Below are 25,284 nucleotides of genomic sequence, written 5' to 3'. Positions count from 1 at the left end.
TGAACCTTGGAGCCTGTCCCAGACTCCAAGGTCGACCTTTTCTACTGAACGGTGAGCGTTGCCGGAGTTTGATGAGAAAGTGTTTGCGACCCAACCTGCACGGCGGCACTGATGGTGAACTGGCTCGTGCCGCGGTAGGGGGCCGGACCCGTGGAGATCGGCGCACTGCTGCCGCCGCTGCAGCCGCCAAGCCAGAAGCATCCGACCGTCAACGCAAGTGAGCAGATAGCTCCTGCGGCGCTCCAGCGACGACGGCGCGGGATGGCAATCCAGAAACCAACCGGCAGCAACGCCACATAAACGCCGGAGCCGAAGGGAAACGGATTGTCCCCAGGCCGTCTCATGGCGTGAGTCGCCGTGGCGACCGTAACGGTGGATGTAACCGGCTGGGCTCCGAGCGACACTGCGGTACTGCTGCAGGAGTACCCCGTAGGCAATCCGGAGCAGGTCAGCGTTACGGGACCCGTGAAAGCACCCGAAGTAGTCAGCGTGAGCGGATAGCCTGCCGTGCCACCGGACGCGATGGTCTGCGACGCTGTACCGAGCGACAGGGAGAAGTCGACGACGCTTGTGACGACAGCGGAACTTGCGGTGCCATTGAAGCGGGTGTCTCCCGCATAGGTGGCCGTAAGCGAGTGCTGCCCCGCACCGAGGCTCGACGTGGTGAACATCGCCTGTCCGTTCGCATCAAGTGCCACCTGGCCCAGGCTGGTCGAGCCGTCCGCGAATGTGACGGCGCCGGTCGGAATTCCGTTAGTTCCGGCGATCTTCGCGGCAAGAGTGATCGCCGTACCAGGAATCACTTGCGTTGCTGAAATTGAAAGTGTCACCACAGGTGTTGTTTTCACCCGCTTGGAGAGGAAGATCGCGACGTTGTTGGTGGTGTAACTGCCGGTGATGATGTCAGGTAAGCCGTCGCCGTTCAGGTCTGCGGTGAGGACGAAGAAGGTGTTTGCATCGATGTTGGCCTGGAAATCCGGATTCGCTTGCGCGAAGGTGCCGGTGCCGTCGTTCAAAGAGACCACCAGATGATTATCGACCGGTGTGACGATGGCGATGTCTGAGGTTCCGTTCCCATCGAAGTCGGCAGCCGCCAGCGGAAGAGCGGCAGTGACAGTGGAGGAGGAGTTCGCCGGACCTTGCGGCGGATAGGTCATCTGGGTCTGGCCGAACTGAAAGGTACCATCGCCATTGCCAAAAGCAATGGCCGCGATCGTAGGCAAACTAAACGCGATGTCGAGCTTGCCGTCTCCGTTGAAGTCTGCCGCAGTGAGGTAGGAATACCCACCGCTTCGCGAGAACGGCTTGTTCAGCAAGGGAGCGCCGAACGTACCATCGCCAACGCCTGGAAAGAACTGAAGACTACCCGCGATGCCCGCGCTGGGATTGCCGTAATCCGCAACCATGAGGTCCAGCTTGTCATCGCGGTTGAAGTCCGCGACGGTGAGAGCAGGCAGGGTACCGTCGGCAGGCTGATTCTGGATCGGCTTTGGCGTAAAGTTGCCCTTACCATCGCCGAGCCACGCGTAGGTCTGCGGATTGCCAGCGCATACGAAATCTAGGTGCTTGTCTCCGTTCAGGTCGACGAACACGCCCTGAAGAAATCCGTAGGAATTTGGCATCGTACCGCTCACCGTGAAGGTACCGTCGCCTTTACTAAGCAGAATGTAGTTCATTTGCGAGGAGCCGGATGCCGAAACGATAAGGTCCTGTTTGCCGTCCTCGTTGATATCACCAGCGGCAATGCCGGCGATGGTGTACTGGACGTTCATGGGCGTGCTGATAGGTGCACCGAATCGCCCGTGCCGTTGTTCAGATACACCACAACACGTTTGTCAAAGTTATCCGTGAAGGCGAGGTCTGTCTTGCCGTCGCCGTTGAAGTCACCTGCGGCATACCCGGAGAGACGCTGGAAGCCTGTGCTGATGGTGACCGGCGCGTTGAAGTTGATCTGGGCCACGCAACAGGGCAGAAAAGCCAGCAGCGCGGAGGCGCTGGCGAGCAAACGAAAACGGGGCATGCGGTGCATTCTAAAAGTCGAACCTAAGCTTCCGTCAATCCCCTTTTTGCACATTGTGAGCTTACACAGTAACCATCCAACGACAACGACTGAGTGTCGTTATAGCGGGCCAGCCGGTATAACGGACGACCGAAGCCATCCGCAATCTGGAGTCAACACATTGCAGCTTGTCTACTCTTCGGTTCATTTCACGAAGGGTCTGGGCAGTTTGGAAAACTGCCTTGGTGATGGAGTGCGCGGACTCGCCGCTGCTCGGATTACTCCGAGCCTTTGTCCGCTTTCGCCGGGCTGGCGCTGGCGACGCGCATGCCGCCGAGGCCCTGGGCGTAGCGGGCGACGCCTTTGTAGATGGACTCGGCGACGCGTTCGCGGTAGGCACCGGTGCGGAGCTCGGCGGCATCGTCGGGGTTGGTCACGAAGCTGATCTCGGTGAGGATCGACGGCATGTTGGCCCCGATGAGGACGACAAACGGTGCCTTTTTGACGCCGCGGTTTTTCAGGCCGGAGTTGCCTTTTTCCAGGCCGGTGTAGAGCGACTGTTCGACGTCCTGGGCGAACTCGCGCGACTCGTCGATCTTGTCCTTGAGCGTAATCTTTTTGACCATGGAGCTTAGTTCGCTCACGCTCTGGTCGCTGACCGCGTTTTCCCGGGCGGCAACATCGAGCGCGGTGGGGTCGCTGGTGAAATTCAGGTAGTAGGTCTCCACGCCGCGCGCGGTTTCGTCCTTGCTGCTGTTGGCATGGATTGACAGGAACAGGTCGGCCTGCGCCTTGTTAGCGATCGCGGTGCGCGTTTCGAGCGGGATAAAAGTGTCGTCGGAGCGGGTGTAGATGATCTCCGCGCCCAGGTGGTCGTGCAGGAGCTTGCCAAGGCGAAGCGCGACGTCGAGCACGACGTCTTTCTCCATGATGCCGTCCGCGCCGAGCGTTCCGGAGTCATGGCCGCCGTGGCCGGGGTCGATGACGATACGGCCGATCTTCAGGCCGAGCGAGCGCATGAGCGAACGCTGACCCTCGGCGGTGGGCGCGGCGGTGCGCTGCACGGAAACATCGGCGGGCGCATTCACTGCGGTGGCGTTGGTGTTTGCGGATGCAAATGCACGCTTGACCTTGTGAGCGGTCGCGGGCGTCTCCGTATCGCCGCCGGCGCGATCGGCGACGACCGCGATCGGCTGCGTCGTGGGGCGGTCTGTCGCCTCGACCTTGCCGGGCTGCCTGCTGAGCGCCGCCACGTCCATGTTGGTCTTCATCGCGGGCGAAAGATTTGCCGTGCGATGCGCGACGGGCGCCGCTGGAACGGGCGTGGGCGCGTCTCCCACAACAGCTCCATCCGCGTCGGCGGGATCGCCGGCATCGTGCGGCGTGGAAGGCTTGATGACCGCAACGGCCGGCTTCGCGGAAGATTTCGCGCCTCCGTGAATGTCGATGATTAGGCGGTAGGGGTTGGGCAGCAGAAACGCGGAATACTCTGTGACGTCGTTCACGTCGAGCACAACGCGGGTGGAGTCTGCGGTGTATTGCGCGATGCGGACGCGTTTCAAAAATCCATCGTCAATGACGTTGACCAGCTTGCCCTGCAGCTCTGGCGCGAGATGGGTGCCGTGCAGGTCGAAGTAGATGCGATCGGGGTTGGGGACCCGCGCTGCCTCGTACTTCACCTGGTCGCCAAGGTCGATGGCGACGCGGGTGTAGGTGGGCGTGGACCAGTGACGAATGCCGGTGACCTGCGCCAGCTTGCCTGATCTTGCCTGGGCGGTGGCCTTTGCGGCGGCGGGCGTGTCATCGGTCGCGGCCTGCTCGGGGTTGGTCGCGGCGTGCACGATGGCGTCGTGCGGGGTGGCCGTGCGCTCGCTGGCGCGCTGGCTGGCCTCGGCGCGTTCGCCGGGCGCGACGGTGGATTGAGCGACGCCGTTGGAGTTGGCAGCAGCCTCGTTCTGCAGGCGCGCGGCGGTCTGCAGAGCGGGTGGTGGCTGCGTGGCTGCGGTGGACTCTCGTTGAGGGTTGCCGGGCCGAGCCTGTGCGGTCTGGGGTGCGGCCTCTCTCTGCGCACTCCCGGCCTGCACCGTTTGCGGGAAAGCAGCGGTGGCGAGTGTGTCCGGTGCGGGCGCTGCGGAGACCTGGGCGAGTGGACCGCTGGTTACCTCCGGCAGCTTGCCCGCTTTTAGCTCCGCCAGTGCCTCGCGCGCCTCCGGAACCCGCTGGGACCTGGGAAAATTCGTGACAAAGGCGGTGTACTTTTCGCGAGCAAGCCTGCTGTCGTGCAGGCCGGCCGCAGCCACGTGCGCTTCTTCAAGCGCCGCGGAGATGCGGACACTGCTGGTGGGATATTGCCGACGAAGGAACTCGTATTGCCCGAGGGCTTCCTGTAAGGCGTGCGGATCGTGCAGAACGACGCCCTCCTCGGCAAGCAGGTTGCCGACGGCATAGATGGACTCCGGCGCGTGCAGGTCCGCCGGATTGGCGTGGTAAATCAGCCGGTACGCGTCCATCACGGTGCGGTAGTCGGTCACGGTGCGCTCCGCCGGCGGGATTTGAGCGAGTTGCACGCGCGCAGCCTCGGCAATCTGCCAGGGCGTTGTCGGGTCGGCCTTCTTTGGCCTGGCGGCGGCGCAGGTGGTCGCGACCGTGGCAAGCAGCAGCGCGGGGACGAGCCTGTGCGGCGCGGCCCTGGCGGACGCAAGCACGCGCAGCCGGGATGGAGCCTTCCGGGTCAAAGCGCCTCCAGTGTAACGAGCGCGTCGCCGCGGCTCTTCGGAAAGTGCTACCCGGAACCGGCGCGGATACCCTTGCGGCAACGTCCGGACGGTTAGGTGGCGTGGGGGTGGGGCGCCCCGTTCCAATGCCCGCTCCCGACGGGATGGCCCTTGCCCTCGCGATGCCCCATGCGCACGCTGGCAACGCCGCCGGCGATGATCAGAGCCGTGCCAAGCAGCGCCGTCCACGCGGGTACGGTGCCGAAGATGACCCAGCCCAGCAGACCGCTGAAGACGACCACGCTGTAGTTGAACGGGGAAAGCTGCGATGCAGAGCCATAGCGATACGCCACGATGATGAGCCACTGCGTGAGCGCGAAACAGACACCCAGCAGAATCAGCAACAGCAGCGCGTGGGCGGACACACGGGCAAAATGCCGCAGCGCGAGCGGTGCGATAAATACCGTGGCGATGCCGAAGTTATAGGCAAGAATGCGAAACGGCGGGTCGGTCTTGCCAAGCTGGTTGGTGGTCACCAGGCCAACGGCAGAGAGCACGCCGCTTCCGAGCGCGACCAGGGAAGACGGATCGTGCAGCATCTGTGCGCTTGGCCGGATGACCAGGATGACGCCGAAGAGGCCGATGACCAGGCTGACCGCGACCCCAGGCTGGATGGGTTTGCGCAGCCACAACCAGATGATGAATGGAATAAACAGTGGTGAAGCGTTGGACAGGAGTGACGCGTTCAGCAGCGAAAGGTGCGCAAGGGAGGCGAAGTACAGCACCTGTGCGCCGGCACCCGCCACGCTGCGCACCACCTGGAGCGGCAGGTGATCTGTCTCCATGCCGCGGATCCCGTGGCGCAGCGCGAGTGGCAAAAAGATGGCGGCGCTGACGCCGTACTGAAAAAACACCGTGACCAGCACCGAGGTGCCGTGCAGGAATTTGCTGAGTACGCCCGTGAGCGCGGAAAAGAAGAAGGCGGCGCAGATGGCGGTGACGCCTGGCAGCAAGCGCCCCGGCGCATTGGGTGCAGGGGCGCTTGTTGCTGGCTGCGCCGTGGAGGCTATGCCGCAACTCCGGCTTCGCGCCGCCTGGGCAGGACCCATTCCGGGCGGACCCAGTGGCAGGTGTAGCCGTAGGGAATGCGCTGCAGGTAATCCTGGTGCTCGGGCTCGGCCTGCCAGAACGGGCCGGCGGGTGCGACCTCGGTCACCACCTTGCCGGGCCACAGTCCGCTGGCATTCACATCCGCGATCGTGTCTTCGGCGGTGTGCTTCTGTTCGTCCGTGGTGTAGTAGATGGCGGAACGGTAGCTGGAACCGCGGTCGTTGCCCTGGCGGTTGGGCGTGGTTGGGTCGTGGATCTGGAAGAAGAACTCCAGGAGCCGGCGGTAACTGATCTTTGCGGGGTCAAAGACGATCTCCACGGCTTCGGCGTGGTTGCCATGGTTGCGGTAGGTGGCGTTTTTTACGTCTCCGCCGGAGTAGCCGACCACCGTGGAGAGTACGCCGGATTGGTCGCGGAGAAGTTCCTGCATGCCCCAGAAGCATCCGCCTGCCAAAATCGCTTTTTCCTGCGCCATGTGTCGTGTCTCCTCGTGTGTTGCGGTTCCGGGGGATTAGACGCGGAGGAGCGGGCGGGGGTCGCATGGGGCGGTGCCTTGCATCGGCCTCCCCTACCTTGTGGTTTCTCCACTCCGCGACGGTAAAGCTGTCACTCCGGCCCGAAATGACCGATCGATGGCGGGGCTGAGGAAAGCAGAGCCTTGCGCTTCGCTACGGGATGACAAACGAGAGGGTACGCGTGCAATGAGTACCGGAGTTATGGCTACCGGGGAGAATGCGGCGCTTCGGCCCTCCTCGCTTTAGGCGAGAAGGGTTTGAACGATCTCCGGGACGGCGGCGAGGGCGGTATCGAGTTGCGACGGGTCGGTGCCGCCGGCCTCGGCCAGGTCGGGGCGGCCGCCGCCTTTGCCACCGACTTTTGCGGCCACCGCGCCGACGATCTTGCCGGCCTGCACGCGGGCGGTCAGGTCCTTGGTCACGCCAGCGATCAGGGCGACCTTGCCGTCCTCAGTGGGTGCGCCGAGGACGACGACACCGCTTCCCAGCTTGGTGCGGAGCGAGTCGACCAGGGAGCGCATCTGGTTGCGGTCCAGGCCGGTGACGCGCTGGGCGAGGACCTTGATGCCCTGCACGTCGATGGCGGAGGAAGCGGCGTCGGCGGTGGAGGCCGAGGCGGCTTTCATGCGGGCCTGCTCCAGCTCGCGGCGGAGCTTTTTCATCTCCTCGTCCTGCTGCGAGAGGCGGGCCTCCAGCGCGGCGGCGGGCGAGTCGCTGGTGCCGCCGACCAGCGAGGAGACGACGCGCGTGACGGCGAAGTCTCTTCGAAATTCCTGTAAAGAACCGGTGCCGGTGACGGCCTCCACGCGGCGGATGCCGGAGGCGGCGGAGGACTCGCCGGTGAGCTTGAGAAGGCCGATCTCGCCCGTTGCGGCGGTGTGGGTGCCGCCGCAGAGCTCGGTGGAGAAGTCGCCGATCTTCACGACGCGCACCTTGTCGCCGTATTTCTCGCCGAACAGCGCGGTGGCGTGGAAGTCGTGGATGGCGGTGTCGATGGGAACGTCGACAAAGGTCTCCACTTTATTGTTGGCGAGGATCTCGCGGTTCACGATGTCCTCGATTTCCTGCAGCTCCTCGTCGGCGACCTGGGCGAAGTGGCTGAAGTCGAAGCGGAGGCGGGCGCGGTTGACCAGCGATCCGGCCTGCTTCACGTGCGTGCCCAGCACTTCGCGCAGGGCGGCGTGCAAGAGGTGGGTGCCGGTGTGGTTGCGCATGGTGCTGTTGCGCTCGGTGCCGTCGACGACGGTGCTGACGATCGCGTCCCTTTCAATCGGCTGCTTTGCAATTACTCGGTGTGCGAAAATTCCTTGCACTGGCTTCGTGCATCCACTCACCTCTGCAAGTACAAGGGCGCCGTCGGGTGAGTAAAGCCATCCGGTGTCGCCCACCTGGCCACCTGAGTCAGCGAAAAAGCTGGTTGCATCCAGAACGATGTCACCCTGCTCCCCAGGCTCAAGCTCTCGAACGCTGATGCCGTCCTTCAACACTGCAAGGACCTTCGCGCCCTCGATGCGGAGATTGCCGTAGCCTTCGAAGTCGGTCTTTGGGAGCGCGGTGTAGACGGGGCTGGCGGTCTTTTGCGAGCCGCCTTTCCAGGAGGCGCGGGCTCGGCCTTGTTCTTCTTCCTTGGCGCGCTCGAAGCCTGCAGCATCGAATAGCAACCCGCGATCTCTTACAGCATCTTGAATAAAGTCAAGGGGCAAACCGAATGTCTCGTAAAGACGAAAAGCCTTCCGTCCATCAAAGAGCATGTTCTCGAGGTACTTAGCTTCATATTCCTTAAAAAGTGCCGCACCCGCGACCGAACCGTAAACTCCTATGAAGTCTTCTGCCATGTCGAGATTGGTTACCTCTGTTGACCGCTGTAAACGCCTCTCCATAGCTGCAAGTAAGCCCGGCTTTGTGCCTTTTTCGATCTCCAGAACCATACGCGCTAAGTCTGCGTATTTATCTTTAAGCTCTGCATCGATTAGCTGATCTAGCTCCCTAGCTCCTACTGCCATTACACGCGCGAACTGCTGCTCTTCGCCGAGCACGGTCTTGCTCACGCGGTCGGCGGTTTCGTTCAGTTCGGGGTACGCCGTCTGCATTTCGTCGCGGACGGCGTAGACCATCTGGTGCATGAAGGGCTGTTCCTGGCCGAGCAGGCGGCCGTGGCGGATGCCGCGGCGCAGGATTTTGCGGAGGACGTAGCCGCGGCCCTCGTTTGAGGGAATGACGCCGTCGGCGATGAGGAAGGTTGCGGCGCGGGCGTGGTCCGCGATGATGCGGAGCGAGGCAGCGCCTTTGCTATCGCTGATCGAAGCTTCGTCGGCAACCGAAGCAAAATGCGGGTTTCTCCGCTCCGCAGAACGATGAAGCTGTTCTGCTCCGGTCGAAATGACGGTGTTGTCGTGGGTCGCAGATCGGTCGTCCGCGGCTGCGGAACCCACCTTAGCCGACGGTGAAGCTGTCGTCGAAGGTGGGGCACCGGGCTGGTTTGCTGACCCGCCGGCTTGCTGACTTGCTGACTCGCTGACCTGCTGACCTGCTGAGTACCCGGTGAGTTCGGCGGCGCGGGCGATCAGTGGGGTGAACAGGTCGCTCTGGTAGTTGGAGAGCTTGCCCTGCAGCACGCATGCGATGCGCTCGAGGCCCATGCCGGTGTCGATGGAGGGCTTGGGCAGCGGGGTGAGTTCGCCACTTGCGGCGCGGTCGAACTGCATGAAGACCAGGTTCCAGATCTCCATGTAGCGCTGGTCGTCTTCGCCGAAAGGTTTGTCGAGTTTCTCGCCGTTGGGGCCGGTCTCGCTCGACGCCTCAAGGCCCAGATCGTAATAGATCTCGCTGCACGGGCCGCAGGGGCCGGTCTCGCCCATCTGCCAGAAGTTGTCTTTCGCGCTTAGGGCATAGATGCGGTCCTGCGGCACGCCGGCGGCCAGCCAGAACTGCTCGGCTTCGTCGTCGCGCGAGGTCTGCGCGTCGCCTTCGAAGATGGTGACGTAGAGCTTCGCCGGGTCGATGCCGAACCACTGCGGGCTGGTCAGGAGTTCCCAGGCGTAGGCGATGGCGTCCTGCTTGAAGTAGTCGCCAAAGCTGAAGTTGCCGAGCATTTCAAAGAAGGTGTGGTGCCGGCGGGTGAAGCCGACGTTCTCCAGGTCATTGTGCTTGCCGCCGGCGCGCACGCACTTCTGCGAGCTGGTCGCGCGGGTGTAGGGCCGCTGCTCGGCACCCAGGAACACGTCCTTGAACTGATTCATGCCCGCGTTCGAGAACAGCAGCGTGGGGTCGTTGTGCGGCACCAGCGACGACGAATGAACGCGGCGGTGGCCTTTTTCTTCGAAAAAGCGCAGAAAATCTTCGCGAATCTGGTTTCCGGAACGGTATTGCATGGCAACTGTGAGTCTACCAGCCCATTCTCCTACGTAGTACATTGGTTTTGGGGGCAGGCTATGCGGCGAGTGTCGATGCGCGAAGCAAACCAGAACTTCTCGGGAGTGATCGCCAGAGTGCAGTCAGGGGAACACTTTATCGTGGAGCGCCGAGGTACTCCGGTAGCCGAGATTATCCCTGTGCGCAGGAGTTCGCAGATCACGGAGAGAGAAAAGGCCATCGAGGAGTATTTCAAGCTGCTCGACAAAGGGCTCGATTTAGGCGGTGAGCCGGCACCCACGAAGGACGAGATGCATGAGTGGTGAGCGTTATACGCTCGACGCGAACATCCTGTTCTACGCTCTGGACGAACGTGCCGGCCAAAAGCACAAGATTGCTCTTTCCCTGTTGAAAGCAACCCTGTTCCACGACTGCGTCTTGACGGTGCAAACGTTAGGTGAAACGTACAACGCTATTGCAAGGCGACGGCCGGAACTTGCGGAAGATGCTCGTTCTGTCCTGAGCCGTACCGCCTCCCTGAACAAGATTGTTGCAGCGGAAGCGATGGACTTCACCGAAGCGCTCCGCCTGCGTGAAAAGCGGCAGGTGCAGTTCTGGGATGCGATGCTCTGGGCCACAGCGAAACGGCATCGCTGCACGACAATTCTGACCGAAGATCTTCACGACCGTCCGGTAAGTGAAGGTGTGCGGTACCTGAATCCATTTCAAATACCCGCCGACCCTGATTTGCAGCTCTTTCTGCTTCCCTGATCGATTCTGTTTTGCTCACTGCGTCCGGGTCGCTCATCCGAGGTCCGGTGCCCAGGTCCAGCCTTCCAGCAGGGCATTGGGATCGCGCGGGGTGGGAAGTGTGTAGAAGGTGTGGCGGCGTTCGGCCATGACCACGGCGCTGGCGAGGGCGTCGAAGGCGTCTTCGCTGCCGCGGGCAGCGCGGAGCGCGGCGGGACCAACGGCGGACCACGCGGGGTCTTCGCGGCGCTTCTGTTGCAGCCAGGCGGCGCGCTTTTCCGGGTTGGACTTGTGCACGGGGCCGGTGTTCAGGCGGCTGTACATTTCGACCACGAGCGGCTCGCCGGGTGTGGGGCGGTCGAAGGGCCAGATGCGGAAGCCGGCTTCGCGCAGACGAATGAGAATGGGCATGCCGCGCAGGCTGGCGGTGCCGACGGAGCCCGAGCCGCCGATCTGGAAGACGGATTTAGGCGTGATGCCTTTGACGCGCAGGGCGCGCTCCGCTTCGGGAATGTGCGTGATGATCTTGCAGTCGATGTCGGTCCCGCGCAGCATGCGGTGCAGTTGCGCGCCGCTGAATTCGGCAGGACGTTTGTGCGGCTTGCCCCAAAATCGGCGGTCTTCGCTTTCCCGGTGCAGCCATTGTTCGCCGCGCTCGATGGCGATCTGCCAAAACTCCGGTGCGGACCGGGCGCCGACTTCGTGCAGGAACCAGGCGGGATAGCTGAAGCAGAAATCGAAGCCGACGACGAGCGCGGGGTCTTTCGTTGCGAGGGCAATGAGCCAGTCGGCGACTTCGTCGCGGGTGCGGCCAGACTCGACGGTGACGCGGACTTTGCCTTGCGGGTCGATGCGCCAGGTGGCGGCGACGATGTGGCGGCGCTGGCCGGCGAGTTCGATGCGGCCGGACCAATCGATGCCGAGCACGGTCGTGGGGGCGGGAGGCATGCGTCTGGTTGGATGCCCGCTGCGGTGAGGCTTCTCGGAGCATGGAGCATGCGGGTTTCGGTGCAGGCACCGAGTCCACTGCGCAGGACGATAAAGCTGTCCTGCTCCGGTCGAAATGACAAGGTTGGTGCGGAGGCGCGAGTGTTAGTCCTCTGCCAGGGCTGTTTCGGCAGTGTCGAGCGCCTCGCCGGAGCGGAGCTGGCGGAGGACGGTGAAGATGGATTTACTGCTGAAGCCGGCGGCGGTTAGTCGGCGCAGGATGCGGGCGGTGCTTTTGTCGTCGGTGGGTGGCTGCAGGCGTTTGCGTTCGATGTGCTGGCGAACGAGCGCGACCTCGTCCACGCCGTCATAGGTCGATTCGAGCGCTTCCGCGATCACGGGCGAGCTGATGCCTTTGTTCTGCAGGTCCTGCTGCACGCGGCGGCGGCCCAGGCTGCGGTTCTCCTGGCGGAGGCGGGCAAAGTCGGCGGCGTAGCGCTCGTCGGACAGGTAGCGGAGTTCTTTCAGCTTTGCGATGACGGCGTCGACCGCGGTGACGCCATCCGGGCCGGGTTCGGCGCGGTCGCGCAGCTTGCGGCGCAGATCGCGCTCGGACTGCATGCGCGCGCCGAGTGACTTGGCGGCGTAGTCCAGCAGCCCCGTCTCGGTCAGCGGTTCGCGCGGGCGTTTGGATCTGCCGAAGGCCATGTCTGATTATCAGGGAGCAGGGAGCAGGGAGCAGGGAGCAGGGAGCAGGGAGCAGGGAGCAGGGAGCAGGGAGCAGGGTTCGCGCTCGCGCCTGGAGATGCAGGTTTCTCCACTGCGCCGGACGGTGAAGCTGTCCGGCTCCGGTCGAAATGACAGGGTCTGGGCAAGGCAGCGGGCTGCGCGGTTCGAGAAGTGGTGGCGCGACTCCAGGGGCTTGGCGGCGTCTAATCCAGTGTGATGATGCCTGGATGTTTGCGCCGTTTTGGTCTTCTGCTTGCTGCTGTCACCCTTGTCGGCTCTGCCGCCCTGGCGCAGGAGGGCTTCGGTCCGATTCAACCTGACATGCCCACCGGTAAGACGCCGGAGCAGATTGTGACGGCCATGGGTGCGCGGGAAGCGGAGTTCGCGAAGGCGCGCGACAACTACGTTTTCAAGCAGGATGTGAAGTTTCAGACCATCAACGACGACACCAACCGGCCGGATGGCGAGTACCACGAAATCAGTGACATTGGCTTTTCCAGCGACGGCCGCCGCACGGAGAATGTGCTGTTTGCGCCCCAGAACACGCTGGAGCGGGTGATTCTGACGCGCGAAGACTTGGATGACGTGGTACACCGGTTGCCGTTCATCCTGACATCGGAGCAGCTGCCGGAGTACAACGTGAGCTACCTTGGCCGGCAGCGTGTGGACGAACTGGACACATACGTTTTCAACGTGGAGCCGAAGACGATCGAGAAGAACAAACGCTACTTTCAAGGCAGGGTTTGGGTTGACCAGCAGGACCTGCAGATTGTGCTGGCCAGCGGCAAGAATGTGCCCGACGATGTACGCCGCGGGCATGAAAACCTGTCGCCGCCCTTCAGTACGTATTACGAGCAGATCGACGGCAAATACTGGTTTCCGACCTACACCAAGGCCGAGGGCACGCTGCACTTTTCCGGCGGCGGTGGTTCCATGGCGCAGGACGTGCACGTGAAGTCGATCGTGAAGTACACCGATTACAAGCGCTACCGATCGAGCGCGCGCATCCTGACCGGGGTGGAAGAGGTTCCGCAGCAGGCGCCGCCAAAGAAGTAGACTGGTGCCGCTTCTGCGAGGCGGCCTTAGCGAGTTCAGGCCCGGCGCGCTTTCCACTTTGAATCGAAACGCATAGATTCGACGTATGCGTTTTGATTCGTATGGTTTCGCAGTTCAGGTTGCCACGCTGTGCCTGTGCTGTATTTTGGCGCAGCCCTTACTTGAGGCCCAGGTGCTGGGTGACCTGAAAGGGCGGATCACCGACGCGTCCGGAGCTGCGGTGAGCGGCGCAACTGTGGTGCTGACCGATGCGCGGACCGGCGTGCAGCAGACGCAAACCACGACCGGTGCGGGCACGTACGATTTTCCGAACCTGGTTTCCAGCGTGTACCGCCTTCACGTTTCCGCAGGCGGCTTCAACAGGTACGACCGCGCGAATGTGACGGTGAGCACCGGAACGACTGTTGGCCTGGACCTGCCGCTTACCGTCGGGTCCGGGAGCGACAGCGTGACCGTCACGTCGGACGCGCCACTCCTGCAAAACAGCACGTCGGATATTCAGACCACGATTCCCGGCCACACCGTAGTCACGCTGCCGTTGAACTCGCGCAATTTTGTGCAGCTGGCACAGCTTGCGCCGGGTGTGGAGTTGCCGCCCGGCACGTTGCTGCCGCGCATCAACGGCGGACGACCGCGGACGAACGAGTATCTGTACGACGGCATCAGCGCGCTGCAGCCGGAGCCGGGGCAGGTGGCATTCTTTCCCATTGTGGATGACATTGCCGAGTTCACGGTTGCGGCAAACAATGTGCCCGCCGAGTACGGACGATTCAATGGCGGCGTGGTGAACGTGGCGACACGTTCGGGCACGAAGGAGCTTCACGGCAGCGTGTATGAATTCCTGCGTAACGAGGACCTGAACGCGCGTAATTACTTCGCGCGGCCGACCGCCGCTGGACCGCAGCGCAAGCCGGAGTATCGCCGCAACCTGTTCGGCGGAACACTGGGCGGCCCGATGCTGCGTGACCGGCTGTTCTTCTTCGCGGGGTACCAGGGCATTCTGCAGCGGGTCGGCGTCACGCGGCTGTCGACGGTGCCGACCGCGGCGCAACGCGCGGGCAACTTCGGTGCAATGGCGGTTTACGACCCGAATACCACGGCGACCATGGCGAATGGCCGCATTGTTCGCACTCAATTCACACAGAACAGGATCGACCCGGGCCGCTTCGATCCTGTGGCCGTGGCGCTGCTCCATCGCATTCCGCTGCCCAACACCACGGGTTCCAGCAACTACAGTCGCACGGGCAACGACGACGATCACCAGCAGCAGTTCGACTTTCGCGTAGATGGCGCGAAGGGTGTGCACGATCGTGCGTTCGCGCGCTACACGTACTACAGCGAGGTCGAGCAGCCGGTGACGCCATTCCCAGAGGGTTCCGGCGCCATCTCCGGCACGGCGATCGGCACCGGCAACGTCGCCGGGCTCACGCATATCCTGGGACAACAAGCGGTGGTGAACGAATCGCACGTGTTTACGCCGGGGCTGGCGAACGAGTTGCGGCTGGGCTACACGCGGCGCGGCAACACGCAGCAGGGTGCCGTACTGAGTGGCAATGCTTCGGCGGCGCTGGGCATTCCCGGCATTCCGAACAATGCAGCGTTCAACAATGCGTTGCCGCTGTTTACATTGACCGGTTTTCAGCAGATCGGGCCGTCGGCCAGCACCAACGCGCGATACCAGACCAGTGTGGGCGAACTGGTGGATGACGTGATCTTCACGCGCGGCGCGCACTCGATCAAGGCCGGCGTGGATGCGCGGCTGTACGAACTGAACACCATTGCTCCGCCGAATCCGCAGGGTTCGTTCGCGTTCACCGTGACCGGCACCGATACGCAAACGGCAGCGGGATCCGCGGCGACGGTGGGCGGCAACAGCTTCGCAAGTTTTCTGCTGGGGCAGGTGGACACATTCTCCATCGACCTGCAGAACCGGACGATCCGGCCACGCGATTTCATCTACGAGTTCTTTGTGCAGGACGATTGGCGCGCCACGCCGAATCTGGTCGTGAATGCAGGTTTGCGATGGACGCTGCACCTGCCCTCGACGGAAACGCACAACCAGGGCGCCATCTTCAACACGCAGACGCAGGTGCTGGACTACCTGGGCGCAAGTGGCTTTCCACGCACCGCGCGTGAGCTGCATTGGGACAACGTGGCCCCGCGCTTTGGTCTCGCCTACTCATTCGACTCGAAGACGGTGATCCGCTCCGGCTTCGGCATCGTCTTCATCGACCAGAGCGGCATTACGACACCGTTCACCACGCCGCAGTACCCGTTTATTCAAAATGTGCAGCAGCCGACGCTCGACAACCTGACCCCGGCGTTTGCGCTGCGCAACGGGCCGAGCGTGGCCCCGGTTTCGCTGACGCCGAACGCCGGCCTGGGGCAGAGCGTGTACACCGCGGTCCGCAGCGAAGGGTCAGGGTATGTGGAGCAATGGAACCTGGCGGTGCAGCGTTCGCTGACGAACAACCTGAGCTTTGATATGGCATACGTCGGATCGCACATCGTGCACGTAGGCATTCCGGACCGGAATATTAATCAGCTCACGTCGGACCAGATTTCGACAGGTTTGCAGTCCGGCTCCACGCTGTTGAGTTCGGTGGCGAATCCGTACTACGGCCAGGTTCCGGTGAGCAGCCCGCTGGGGCGCAGGACCATTACGAATGCGCAACTGCTGAAGCCGTTTCCCCGGTTCCAGAATGTAGCCGTCTACCGCAACAACACGGGCACGACGAACTACAACGCGATCGAGGCCAAAGTTGAGCAGCGCATGAGCCACAACCTGTATGTGTTGTTCAGCTACACGCATTCACGGCTGATCGACGATGCCGGTAGCGTGTTCTCATCCACGGTGCTGAGCTCGCCGAATACCAGTTCGCTGGTCGCGGCAGATACCTACCGGCCGTATTTGGAGCGGGACGTATCCGGCGGAGATATGCCAAATGTGCTGACGGCGTCCGCGATCTATAACTTGCCGGAGTTTCGCGGCCACGGCGTGCTGGCGGGCGGACTGGGCGGATGGCAGGTGAACGGCATCTTTACCATGCAGAGCGGCATGCCCGTGACGGTCACGCAAGCGACGAACAACAACAGCTCGTTGGGTGTGTCGCTGCAGCGGCCGAATCGAGTCGGTAAGCCAGATCTTGCGCCTCCCGACCGGACGCCTGCGCGCTTCTTCAACACGGCTGCGTTCGCGACCGCGCCGCAGTTTACCTTTGGGAACGCATCGCGCAACGCGGTGCGCGGGCCGGCCTACCGCGATCTGGACTTGGCTCTGGTGAAGAACACCCGCTTCGGAGAAAAGTTCACGGCGGAGTTTCGCGCCGAGCTTTTCGACGTAACCAACACGCCGGCATTTGCGCAGCCGAACGGGTCTTTCGGCAGCGCGGCATTCGGCAGCATTACCGCAACCACGACAGACCCGCGCGTGGCGCAGTTTGCGTTGCGGCTACGCAGATAGGGACTTCTGATCAACATGGCGGCGGATAAAAGTATTGCGTTCCTGGTGCGGTCAGGCGCATCATAACTACCGGAGCCGCTGATGTTGCTGCATCAACGACCCCGGTAGGTTCACTCCGAGATTACTTGTGGAGCAGGTTGTACAGGGTCACGCCCTGTATCGCCAGCCCAGCAAGCATACCGAGGAGCTGGAGCAGAAGTTTCATCTGCTCCGTCCAGGTAGGTTTTGCGCTCATCGCAAACCTCCTTTCTCGACAGGGCCCGGTTGCTGCCGGGCCTTTGTCGTTGCGGCGGTTACCAACGCCGCACTTTGACGGTAAAGGATGGGCGCCTGTTCCGTACTGGCTCTTTTGGGTGGACAGGTGGCTCCGTACGTCAGGAAATCATGCCGTGCGTGGCACAGTTGCGCTGCATTTACGCGTAGTTGCTCGCCGTCATCGATAACAAGCCACCTTCCGACGTCAGGATCTGCTGCAGTCACGTGAACTTGCGTTCAAACTGCATCAAAAAGGGGCAGAGGTTAAAGTTGACAGACGGAAGGCGTCATCTGGGCGCGGTCATCCTGGCGGCCGGGGCATCCACCCGCCTGGGCCAGCCCAAGCAGTTGTTGCAGTTTGGGGGCGAGACGCTGGTGGAACGGATGGTGCGGATCGCGCACGAAGCCGGTGCGCAGACCGTGTTTGCCGTGCTGGGCGCGAACTATCAACCCATTTTTCGGGTGCTGCAGCCGTACCAGCCGGAGCTGCGCGTTCTGCTGAACCAGCGTTGGGCAGAAGGCATGGGCACCAGCATCGCCCTGGCTGCCGCCGCAGCCGAACGCCACAATGTAGACGATCTGTTGGTGCTCACCTGTGACCAGGTCGCGGTGACACCCGGGCACCTGCGTGAACTGGTTGCCGCTTCCCACCGCGAGCACGTGGTGGCGTCCACCTATTCCAGCCGCCGCGGTGTACCGGCGCTGTTTCCAGAGTTCAGCTTTCACGCGCTGCAGCATCTGTCCGGCGATCGTGGAGCGCGCGACCTGCTGCAGCACGATGACGTGTTGCAGCTGCCGTTGCCCGGTGGCGAGATCGACATCGACACACCCGGGGACCTGGCGCAGCTTAGCGTTGAGGCACCATCCCCGCAGCGTGGGGGCGCTACCATCAAGCCATGAGTGCCGCGATCGACGGAACAGAAGCCGTGCCGGGAAACGCCGAGGGCGCCTACACACGCGAGCGTGCTCTGACGCTGCTGCATGAGTGGACCAGCTCGCCGAGTCTGCTGAAGCATGCGATGGCTGTGGAAACCTGCACCGCAGCGTATGGCGAACGGGAAGCCGCGCGGCTGGGCTTGTCCGCAGAGGACGCGGTTGCGTTCGTGGAGCCGTACCGCATTGCCGCCCTGCTTCACGATTTCGACTATGAGAAGCATCCCTCGCTGGATGAGCACGTGTGGGTCGGCAACAAGGTGCTGGAGGAGCAGGGCTGGCCCGAGCCGATCCGGCACGCCATTCTGGCACATGCTGACTACACCGGAACGCCGCGGGAATCGCATCTGGATCGGGCGTTATTCGCCTCGGATGAGCTAAGCGGGTTTCTGACCGCATGCGCCCTGGTGAAGCCAAGCCGGAGCATTCACGATGTGGAGGTTTCGGGCGTTCGCAAGAAGATGAAGGACAAAGCCTTTGCCCGCGGCGTGTTGCGCGAGGATATTACGGCTGGCGCGGAGCTGCTGGGGCTCTCCGTGGAGGAGCACATCGGGAGGTGTTTGGGTGCCATGCAAGCCAATGCCGCGGCTCTGGGCCTGGAAGGCGCAACCGGGTGAGATGCGCTACAGGCAGTTCCCTTTTATCGCGTGATACAAAGCTGGCAGTTCTTTCAATAGTTGGCGGGGCGCGTGGCCTGTCGCCGAACACAAACTTCGCCGTTTCAGCATCGTAGGAAGTTGAATGAGTTCCATGCAGAAGCGTGTTGTTGTCGTGGGCGCAGGCCCGGGCGGTCTCGCCAGCGCCATGTTGCTGGCGGCCTCCGGCGTCGATGTAACCGTGGTCGAAAAACGCGGTCACGCCGGTGGCCGCACGTCCACCTTTGAGCAGGACGGCTTCCGTTTCGATTATGGCCCGACGTTCTTCCTGTACCCACGTGTGCTGAGCGAGATATTTTCGGCAGCTGGATACTCGTTGAACCGCGAGGTGCCGATGGTGCGGCTTGATCCGCAATACCGGCTCATGTTCGGAACGGGCGGTGAACTGCTCGCGACCGGGGACCACGACCGTATGGAAGCCGCCATCGCGAAGCTATGTCCCGCCGATGCGAAAAACTTCCAGAACTTCATGCGCGACAACCGCAACAAACTGCAGCGGTTTCTGCCGTTTCTGGAGTCGCCGTTCGAGAGCTGGCGCGACCTGGCAAAGCCGGAGATGCTGAAGCTGCTGCCGATTCTGGCGCCGTGGAAGTCGCTGGATCAGGAGTTGCGGCAGTACTTCAGCGACGAGCGCATCCGCCTCGGCTTTTCTTTCCAATCGAAGTATTTGGGTATGTCGCCGTTTCGCTGCCCGGGGCTGTTCTCGATTCTCAGCTTTCTTGAATATGAGTATGGCGTCTTTCATCCGGTGGGTGGTTGCGGCGCGGTGACACGTGCCATGGCTCGCATCTGCGAAGAGATGGGCGTCACCATTCTGCTGAACGAAGACGTGGAAGCCATCTGCTTCGAGGGGCGTAAGGCCAACGGCGTTCGTACGGAAAAGCGGACCATCCAGGCCGACTCGGTCGTGATGAATGCCGAGTTCGCAGAGGCTGCCAAACGGATGATTCCGCAGCATCTGCGGTCGCGCTGGACTGACGAGAACATTGAGAAGAAGGACCATAGCTGTTCGACATTCATGCTGTACCTGGGTGTGGATGGTCTATATGACAACGTGTCGCACCATACGATTTACCTGGCAAAGGACTATCGCGGAAACCTGCACGACATCGAGAAGGGTCACACCTTGTCGGCCGACCCATCCATCTATGTTCAGAACGCTTCGGTGAGCGACGAGTCGCTTGCGCCCAAGGGCATGAGTTCGCTTTATGTGCTCGCGCCGGTAACGCATAGCTGTAATGCTGTGGACTGGAAGCGTGACGTTGCGCCGTTCCGTGAGCGCGTGCTCGACCAGATGGCCAATATCGGCATGGGTGATGTGCGCAAGCGGATCCGCTCCGAGCGCATCCTGACGCCGGCAAACTGGGCGGCTGAGTTCGCTTTGCACAAGGGATCGACTTTTTCCATGGCGCATTCGCTTCGCCAAATGCTGCACCTGCGCCCGCACAATCGATTTGAAGAAACCGAAGGCGTATACCTCGCTGGTGGTGGGACACATCCCGGTTCGGGGCTTCCGGTCATCTTTGAATCGGCCCGCATTTCGTCAAAGCTGCTTCTGGACGACCTTGGCATCAAGCCGGCGTGGAACTTCACACAATCGGCCTTCGACCAATCGCACTTGCGAGACCGCGATTTGGCAGTGCAGTAGATTCCTTTCCAATCACGTCTATTTAGCAGCACCAGCGATTTAGGAGCTACGAACTCATGCGCGTCGCAGTTATCGGTTCCGGCCTTGCCGGGCTTTCCGCCGCAGCCACTCTCGCCGCACGCGGTTATCAGGTTGAGGTGTTTGAAAAGAATCCGTGGCTCGGCGGCAAGGCCGCGGTGCTCCAGGAGCAGGGCTTCCGCTTTGACATGGGTCCCACAATCCTGATTCAGCCGTCGACGCTGCGCAAGATATTCGGTGAGGCCAATCGCAATTTGGACGACTACATCACGATGGTCAAGCTTGACCCATCGTGGCGCTGCTTTTTTGAAGACGGCAGCGTGATCGACCTGAAGGACAACACCGACCAGATGGCGGCGGAACTGAACCGCGTGAAGCCCGGTATGGGCGAGAAGTATCGCGAGTTCCTGGGCATGAGCGAAGAGCTGCACCACATCAGCGACAAGTTCTTCTTCTGGAAGCCGATCGGCTCCATGCTGGACACGTTGGAAATGCGCGGCATGTTCGACCCAGCCGTGCTCAAGGACGTGATGAAGATGCGTCTGGGCAAGACCGTGGCCGGCGTGATCCGCGAGTACATCAAGGACGACAATGCATCGCAGATGCTCGATCACTTCGTGCAATACGTTGGCTCGTCTCCGGACAACTCGCCTGCGATTCTGTGCGCTATCGGCCACATGCAAACCGAGCAGGGCATCTGGTACCCGATGGGCGGCACCCGCGCGGTTCCCGAGGCGTTGGTCAAGCTGGGCAAGGAACTGGGTGTGCAGTACCACGTAAACGCCGACGTGGCGCGAGTGAATACGCACCTGGCCGGCGGCCTGCCCGTTGCGGACGGAGTGACTCTGCGCGGCGGCGAGCGTTATGCCTTTGACGCGATCGTGTCGAACGAAGATAGCGTCCGCACCTATCGCGAACTGCTTGACGGCGCGCCAGGCACGGCGGACGTGGTTGCCAGCTTCGATCGGCGCAGCAGCTACGAGCCAGCGTGCAGCGGTGTGGTGCTCTACCTGGGTCTGAACAAGCGCTATGAACACCTGGCGCATCACGATTTCGTGTTCTCGCGCGACCCGCATGAGGAGTTCAACGCCATCTATAAAATGGGCATGCCCGCGCCCGATCCCACCTGCTACCTGGCATCGACCAGCCGCACCGAACCCGCAACCGCGCCGGCGGGCGGCGACGCGTTGTATGTGCTGGTACACACTCCCTACCTGCGGCCGAACCACGACTGGCGCGAGATGTTTCCGGGCTACCGCCAGGTGATTCTGGACAAGCTGAAGACCACCGGCAAGATGCCGGACATCGAAGATCGCATCGTCTACGAAGCAGCGCTGACGCCGCAGGATATTCACGAGCGTTACCGCGTGCTGAACGGCGCGATCTATGGCCTCAGCTCGCACGGCCGGTTCAGTGGCGCGTTCAAGCCTTCGAACGTCGTCCGCGGCGTGGATGGTCTCTTCCTTGCGGGTGGTGCGGCGCACCCCGGCCCAGGCATGCCCATGGTGCTGCAGTCCGGCTGGATCGCCGCGGACGCGCTCGACCGCCAGTACAAAGACAAGCCTGACGCCTACGGTAATCCCACCTCCGACATGCACTTCGTCGGCACGGAGGCAATGAGCAGGGAGTCGGAGCACATCCCGGCCTAAGCTCTGGCGAGGTTCAGCACACGATGCGTCACCCTATTCAGGGGTGGCGCATCGTGCTTGCGCGAAATTGCTTTTGCCGACGTTACAGGCGTTCTTGCCCTAGCCCGGGCGTTGCACCAGCGCACGTACATGGGTCTCCAGCTCCGCTGTCCATTGCTCCGGGGTGCGGTCGGCGCTCCATGCGATCGCCTCCCCCATGCGGACCTGCAGTGCGTCGGAGCGGAACCAGCGGGCGCCGCGCGGACGGATGCGCTCAAGGCCGATGAGCGCCACCGGCAGCACGGGTACTCCCGCTTTCGCGGCAAGCAGGCCGATGCCGGAGCGGAAGGGTGCCATTGTGCCTGTTTTGCTGCGCGCGCCCTCAGGAAAGATTAGGACCGACATGCCACGGTCGAGCGCCTTGCCCGCATGCGCAAAGCTCTGCCGGAAACCCTGGAGTTGCGGCAGCGGGAAGACATTGAACAGCGCGGTAAGCAGCCAGTAAGCGGCACGCCCCGCCACGCCGGCGCGGCGTCCGGACCGAAAGTCCGCAAGTATCTCGCCGGACATCATGACGGCCAGTTCCCGCCGCCGTGGCGCTGGCAGGGCGTAGAGCACCAGCGCCGGATCCAGCATGGTCACGTGGTTCGCGACCAGCAACATCGGCCCGCGCGGCGATGGCGCGGTCAGGACGACCTGTGGCGCAAGGAACAACCCGATCAGCGGCCGTACGACCGCTTCCAGAAAAAAGGTGCGCACCCAACGCATCGGCGCAATCCACGGCCAACGCGGATAGGTGGCCTGTGTCGCGACAGGTTCCGGCCTGGCGGCAGGCACGACCGAGCCCTGCTTCGGCTCGCTCGTACTGCGCGTCACCGGCATCGTGCCTGGAGCGTGCGCATCGGACCTTGCTGCTATGGCCGGTTGAGCCGGGGCCAGAGATAGCGCAATCGCTTCCCGAAGATCGCCTAGCGTCTGCACTGAGGCCATGGCCGCGTCGCTCAGCAGCACGCCTGTGCGCTGCTCAATGGCTGACGCAAGCTGTATGCGGCCAAGGCTGTCCAGATGCAGATCTTCTGAAAGCCGCAACAGGCCGGGCTGCGGGGCAAAAGGCACCGCCTCGCCGGTGACCGACGCGATGGCCTGCAGCAGGGGATCACCAAATGCGGGGCTGTCCACGGCACCGGTCGTGACAGCGCGGCAGGCCCAATCGCGGATGGTGCGGCGCAGCAGCTTTCCGGTCGAGGTGTAAGGGAAGGCGACCTCTGGCCAGCGCAGCACACGCCGCATCTGCTGGAACTCCGCAAGCTCGGCGTTGGCCGCGCGAACGACTCTGTCCAGTGCAGCATCATCGCCCGCAAACAGCACGATGCAGACCGGCTCGGGACCGGTTGGAAACTCGCACGGCACCACGGCGCAGCCCTGCACACCGGGCTGCCGCAGCATGGCCGCTTCCAGGTCGGCGGGGTGAACGTTCAGGCCGCTCGACGTAACGATGCTGTCACCTTTGCGGCCCACAAACCGGAACTCACCGGCCTCATTCTGTTCCGCCAGGTCGCCGGTCGCGAGCCAGTCGTGGTTACGCTGCTGCAGGCGGCCACCTTTCCATTCGGAACGGGCAACCACGTCACCGCGCACCAGCAACTCGCCCGTGTCGCTCAGCCGCACCTCGCGTCCCGGCAGCGCCTTGCCAATGGTGCCCTGCCCTATGCGGAACGGGTGATTCAGCGTGACCAGCGCGGCGGTTTCGGTCATGCCGTAGCCCTGCACCAGAGCGAAGCCGAGCCGGTTCCAGAACTGCTCCAGCTCGGGCGGCAGGGAAGCGCCACCGGAGATCACGGCCCAGAATTTCAATCCAAACTGCCGATGTACGTCACGGAAACGCCACCAACGCTTCAGCATGGATACCCCTGCGGCGGCGTCCAGCTGCTGCTGTAGCCCTGGCCGTTCGCTCAACAGAAAAGCACGCAACAGGGCCAGGACGCGCGGCACCGCGACGAGCACGCTGACGCGTTCGTGGCGGATCAGCGCAACCACGCGGCCGGCATCCAGGGCGTCGGAAAAGTGCAACTCCGCGCCCAGCACGCCCGGGATCCACAGACCCATGAATTGACCGAAGACGTGGCTCAACGGCAGCGTGTGCAGGAACCGCAGTGGGTGAACCCAGCGCTCGTAACGGCGGTACTTCGCGATCTCCGTTTCAATCGGCGTCAGGCTCGCCAAAACGTTGCGATGCGTGTGAACGATGCCCTTCGGCTCGCTTGTGGTGCCAGAGGTGAAGATGATCTGGAACGGCGAATCCGGCTCCACCACGGGATCGACGCGGAAGTCGGGTTTGTCCGGAAGCACCTGCGCGAGGCCGGATAGGTCAAGCGAAGCCGTGTTTCGCCCGGCCATTGCGGCGCGTAGCAACGGGAGCTTCCCGGCATCTGCGACCACCAGCCTGGGTGAAACGTCGGCCAGCACGCGGCTTGCAAATTCGGGAGAGCCCGCCGTGTCCAGTGGCACCACCAGCACGCCGCGCAGCAGGCAGCCGAAGAACACCGCAATCCACGGTGCCCCGTTTGCGCCCCACAGCAGAACGCGTTCGCCGGGGCCGATGCCACGCTCGGCCAACTCCGCCGCGAACCGTCCCGCCATGGTTGCAAGCTCGCCATAGCTGGTGCGATAGCTCCGCACGCCGCGATGTTCGACGACCGCCGTCTCCGTCGCGTGGGCGCGAAAGTCGTCGATCAGGCTCGCAAGGTGCAATCGGGGCAAGGAATACGGCTCCTTTGCATTTCGATGCGGCACACAGCAACGCGCGTGGAGTTGATGCGCTGCTTCACGAGAAGTTGTGGCGTGCAGTGACGTGTGCCTGCATGCAACAACAGCAGCGAGTTATGCACTCCCACTTGTCGGGCATGGAAAGCTCGCGCCGCGACCGGCTGCGGGCTCCACCCAAGGAGATTCTGATGAAGAACACAACGATTTGTGTCCTGGCACTTGGCTGCACGCTGCTCGGCACCGCAGCCGTTCACGCCCAGTCCAGCACGCAGGATGCCGACAAGACCTTTTTGACGACCGCCTCGCAGAGCGACTTTACGGAGATCAAGTTCAGTCAACTGGCCCAGGAAAAGGCGACCAACCCGCGCGTGAAAGCATACGCGCAGAAGATGATCACCGATCACAACCAGCTTGAAGCCGACATGAAGCCCTACGCGGAAAAATGGGGCCTGACCCCGCCGACCGCGCTCGACAGCGATCACCAGAGCAAGTACGACGCGCTGAGTGCCATGAGCGGCGCTGACTTCGACAAGCAGTACATGATGGACATGGATGCGGACCATCACACGTCGCTGGACCTGTTCAAGCAGGAGCAGAGTTCCACCACTGACACCGCGTTCAAGCAGAAGGTCAACAAGGGCGAGAAGGTTGTGGCGCAGCACACCATGATGGCCGACAAGGCCGTGAAGATGATGGGCGGAACGCCAGCCGCTGGAATGTAGGCTGCAAGATCTTGAAAAGGGCGCGCTCACTCCGGTGGGCGCGT

At 62.7% G+C, this 25,284-nt stretch carries 18 protein-coding genes; 9 read left to right on the top strand and 9 right to left on the bottom strand.

Annotated features, from left to right (window positions below; translation table 11 throughout):
• Positions 1 to 41 precede the first annotated feature (41 nt).
• The 6 genes from ACOFKT_RS15770 to alaS form a co-directional block, all read right to left on the bottom strand.
• Entirely contained in the window at positions 42 to 1,772 is a 1,731-nt protein-coding gene (locus tag ACOFKT_RS15770) for an FG-GAP-like repeat-containing protein (protein WP_419804938.1), read from the bottom strand.
• Positions 1,769 to 2,020, bottom strand: a complete 252-nt coding sequence (locus ACOFKT_RS15765) for an FG-GAP repeat domain-containing protein (protein WP_419804937.1) — start codon at positions 2,018 to 2,020, stop codon at positions 1,769 to 1,771. The genes ACOFKT_RS15770 and ACOFKT_RS15765 overlap by 4 nt, the downstream gene beginning before the upstream one ends.
• Positions 2,021 to 2,277: 257 nt before the next feature.
• Positions 2,278 to 4,734, bottom strand: coding sequence for an N-acetylmuramoyl-L-alanine amidase (locus tag ACOFKT_RS15760; RefSeq protein WP_419804936.1), 2,457 nt, complete (start codon positions 4,732 to 4,734; stop codon positions 2,278 to 2,280).
• A 92-nt stretch (positions 4,735 to 4,826) separates the two neighbouring features.
• Positions 4,827 to 5,726, bottom strand: a complete 900-nt coding sequence (locus ACOFKT_RS15755) for a DMT family transporter (protein WP_419804935.1) — start codon at positions 5,724 to 5,726, stop codon at positions 4,827 to 4,829.
• Between the two features lie 53 nt (positions 5,727 to 5,779).
• Entirely contained in the window at positions 5,780 to 6,298 is a 519-nt protein-coding gene (gene msrA / locus ACOFKT_RS15750; protein ID WP_419804934.1) for a peptide-methionine (S)-S-oxide reductase MsrA, read from the bottom strand.
• Between the two features lie 282 nt (positions 6,299 to 6,580).
• Positions 6,581 to 9,709: an alanine--tRNA ligase gene (gene alaS / locus ACOFKT_RS15745; protein WP_419804933.1), complete on the bottom strand. Its 3,129-nt coding sequence runs from the start codon at positions 9,707 to 9,709 to the stop codon at positions 6,581 to 6,583.
• Between alaS and ACOFKT_RS15740 the strand changes: the two genes are divergently transcribed.
• Both ACOFKT_RS15740 and ACOFKT_RS15735 read left to right on the top strand, forming a co-directional pair.
• Positions 9,632 to 10,015: a type II toxin-antitoxin system Phd/YefM family antitoxin gene (locus ACOFKT_RS15740; RefSeq protein ID WP_419804932.1), complete on the top strand. Its 384-nt coding sequence runs from the start codon at positions 9,632 to 9,634 to the stop codon at positions 10,013 to 10,015. The genes alaS and ACOFKT_RS15740 overlap by 78 nt on opposite strands.
• Positions 10,005 to 10,460, top strand: coding sequence for a PIN domain-containing protein (locus tag ACOFKT_RS15735; protein WP_419804931.1), 456 nt, complete (start codon positions 10,005 to 10,007; stop codon positions 10,458 to 10,460). The genes ACOFKT_RS15740 and ACOFKT_RS15735 overlap by 11 nt, the downstream gene beginning before the upstream one ends.
• A gap of 33 nt (positions 10,461 to 10,493) precedes the next feature.
• Here the strand turns inward: ACOFKT_RS15735 and ACOFKT_RS15730 are convergent, their stop codons facing one another.
• Both ACOFKT_RS15730 and ACOFKT_RS15725 read right to left on the bottom strand, forming a co-directional pair.
• On the bottom strand, positions 10,494 to 11,387 hold the full coding sequence (locus ACOFKT_RS15730; protein ID WP_419804930.1) for a hypothetical protein: 894 nt from the start codon (positions 11,385 to 11,387) through the stop codon (positions 10,494 to 10,496).
• Positions 11,388 to 11,531: 144 nt separating this feature from the next.
• On the bottom strand, positions 11,532 to 12,074 hold the full coding sequence (locus tag ACOFKT_RS15725; protein ID WP_419804929.1) for a regulatory protein RecX: 543 nt from the start codon (positions 12,072 to 12,074) through the stop codon (positions 11,532 to 11,534).
• A gap of 252 nt (positions 12,075 to 12,326) precedes the next feature.
• On the opposite strand from ACOFKT_RS15725, the gene ACOFKT_RS15720 reads away from it, so the two are divergent.
• The 6 genes from ACOFKT_RS15720 to ACOFKT_RS15695 all read left to right on the top strand — a co-directional run bounded on the left by ACOFKT_RS15720 (position 12,327) and on the right by ACOFKT_RS15695 (position 21,773).
• Positions 12,327 to 13,151, top strand: a complete 825-nt coding sequence (locus ACOFKT_RS15720; RefSeq protein ID WP_419804928.1) for a hypothetical protein — start codon at positions 12,327 to 12,329, stop codon at positions 13,149 to 13,151.
• An 85-nt stretch (positions 13,152 to 13,236) separates the two neighbouring features.
• Positions 13,237 to 16,614: a carboxypeptidase regulatory-like domain-containing protein gene (locus ACOFKT_RS15715; protein ID WP_419804927.1), complete on the top strand. Its 3,378-nt coding sequence runs from the start codon at positions 13,237 to 13,239 to the stop codon at positions 16,612 to 16,614.
• A gap of 525 nt (positions 16,615 to 17,139) precedes the next feature.
• Positions 17,140 to 17,769: a nucleotidyltransferase family protein gene (locus ACOFKT_RS15710; RefSeq protein WP_419804926.1), complete on the top strand. Its 630-nt coding sequence runs from the start codon at positions 17,140 to 17,142 to the stop codon at positions 17,767 to 17,769.
• The gene (locus ACOFKT_RS15705; RefSeq protein ID WP_419804925.1) at positions 17,766 to 18,419 is read left to right on the top strand and encodes an HAD family hydrolase; all 654 of its coding nucleotides are present in this window, start codon (positions 17,766 to 17,768) and stop codon (positions 18,417 to 18,419) included. The genes ACOFKT_RS15710 and ACOFKT_RS15705 overlap by 4 nt, the downstream gene beginning before the upstream one ends.
• A gap of 124 nt (positions 18,420 to 18,543) precedes the next feature.
• Positions 18,544 to 20,106, top strand: coding sequence for a phytoene desaturase family protein (crtI, locus tag ACOFKT_RS15700; protein WP_419804924.1), 1,563 nt, complete (start codon positions 18,544 to 18,546; stop codon positions 20,104 to 20,106).
• A gap of 56 nt (positions 20,107 to 20,162) precedes the next feature.
• A complete protein-coding gene (locus ACOFKT_RS15695) occupies positions 20,163 to 21,773 on the top strand; it encodes a phytoene desaturase family protein (protein ID WP_419804923.1) in 1,611 nt (536 codons plus the stop codon).
• Between the two features lie 99 nt (positions 21,774 to 21,872).
• Here ACOFKT_RS15695 and ACOFKT_RS15690 read toward each other — a convergent pair whose 3' ends face one another.
• Positions 21,873 to 24,512 carry an AMP-binding protein gene (locus ACOFKT_RS15690; protein WP_419804922.1) on the bottom strand — a complete coding sequence of 880 codons (2,640 nt, stop codon included), beginning with the start codon at positions 24,510 to 24,512 and terminating at the stop codon, positions 21,873 to 21,875.
• A 122-nt stretch (positions 24,513 to 24,634) separates the two neighbouring features.
• On the opposite strand from ACOFKT_RS15690, the gene ACOFKT_RS15685 reads away from it, so the two are divergent.
• Positions 24,635 to 25,240, top strand: a complete 606-nt coding sequence (locus tag ACOFKT_RS15685) for a DUF4142 domain-containing protein (RefSeq protein WP_419804921.1) — start codon at positions 24,635 to 24,637, stop codon at positions 25,238 to 25,240.
• Positions 25,241 to 25,284: the final 44 nt, after the last annotated feature.

The sequence above is a fragment of the Terriglobus sp. genome (assembly GCF_965201105.1).
Taxonomy (GTDB): Bacteria; Acidobacteriota; Terriglobia; order Terriglobales; family Acidobacteriaceae; genus Terriglobus.
Note: the sequence above shows the minus strand (reverse complement) of the source record. Positions and strands in the feature narration are given on the sequence as shown.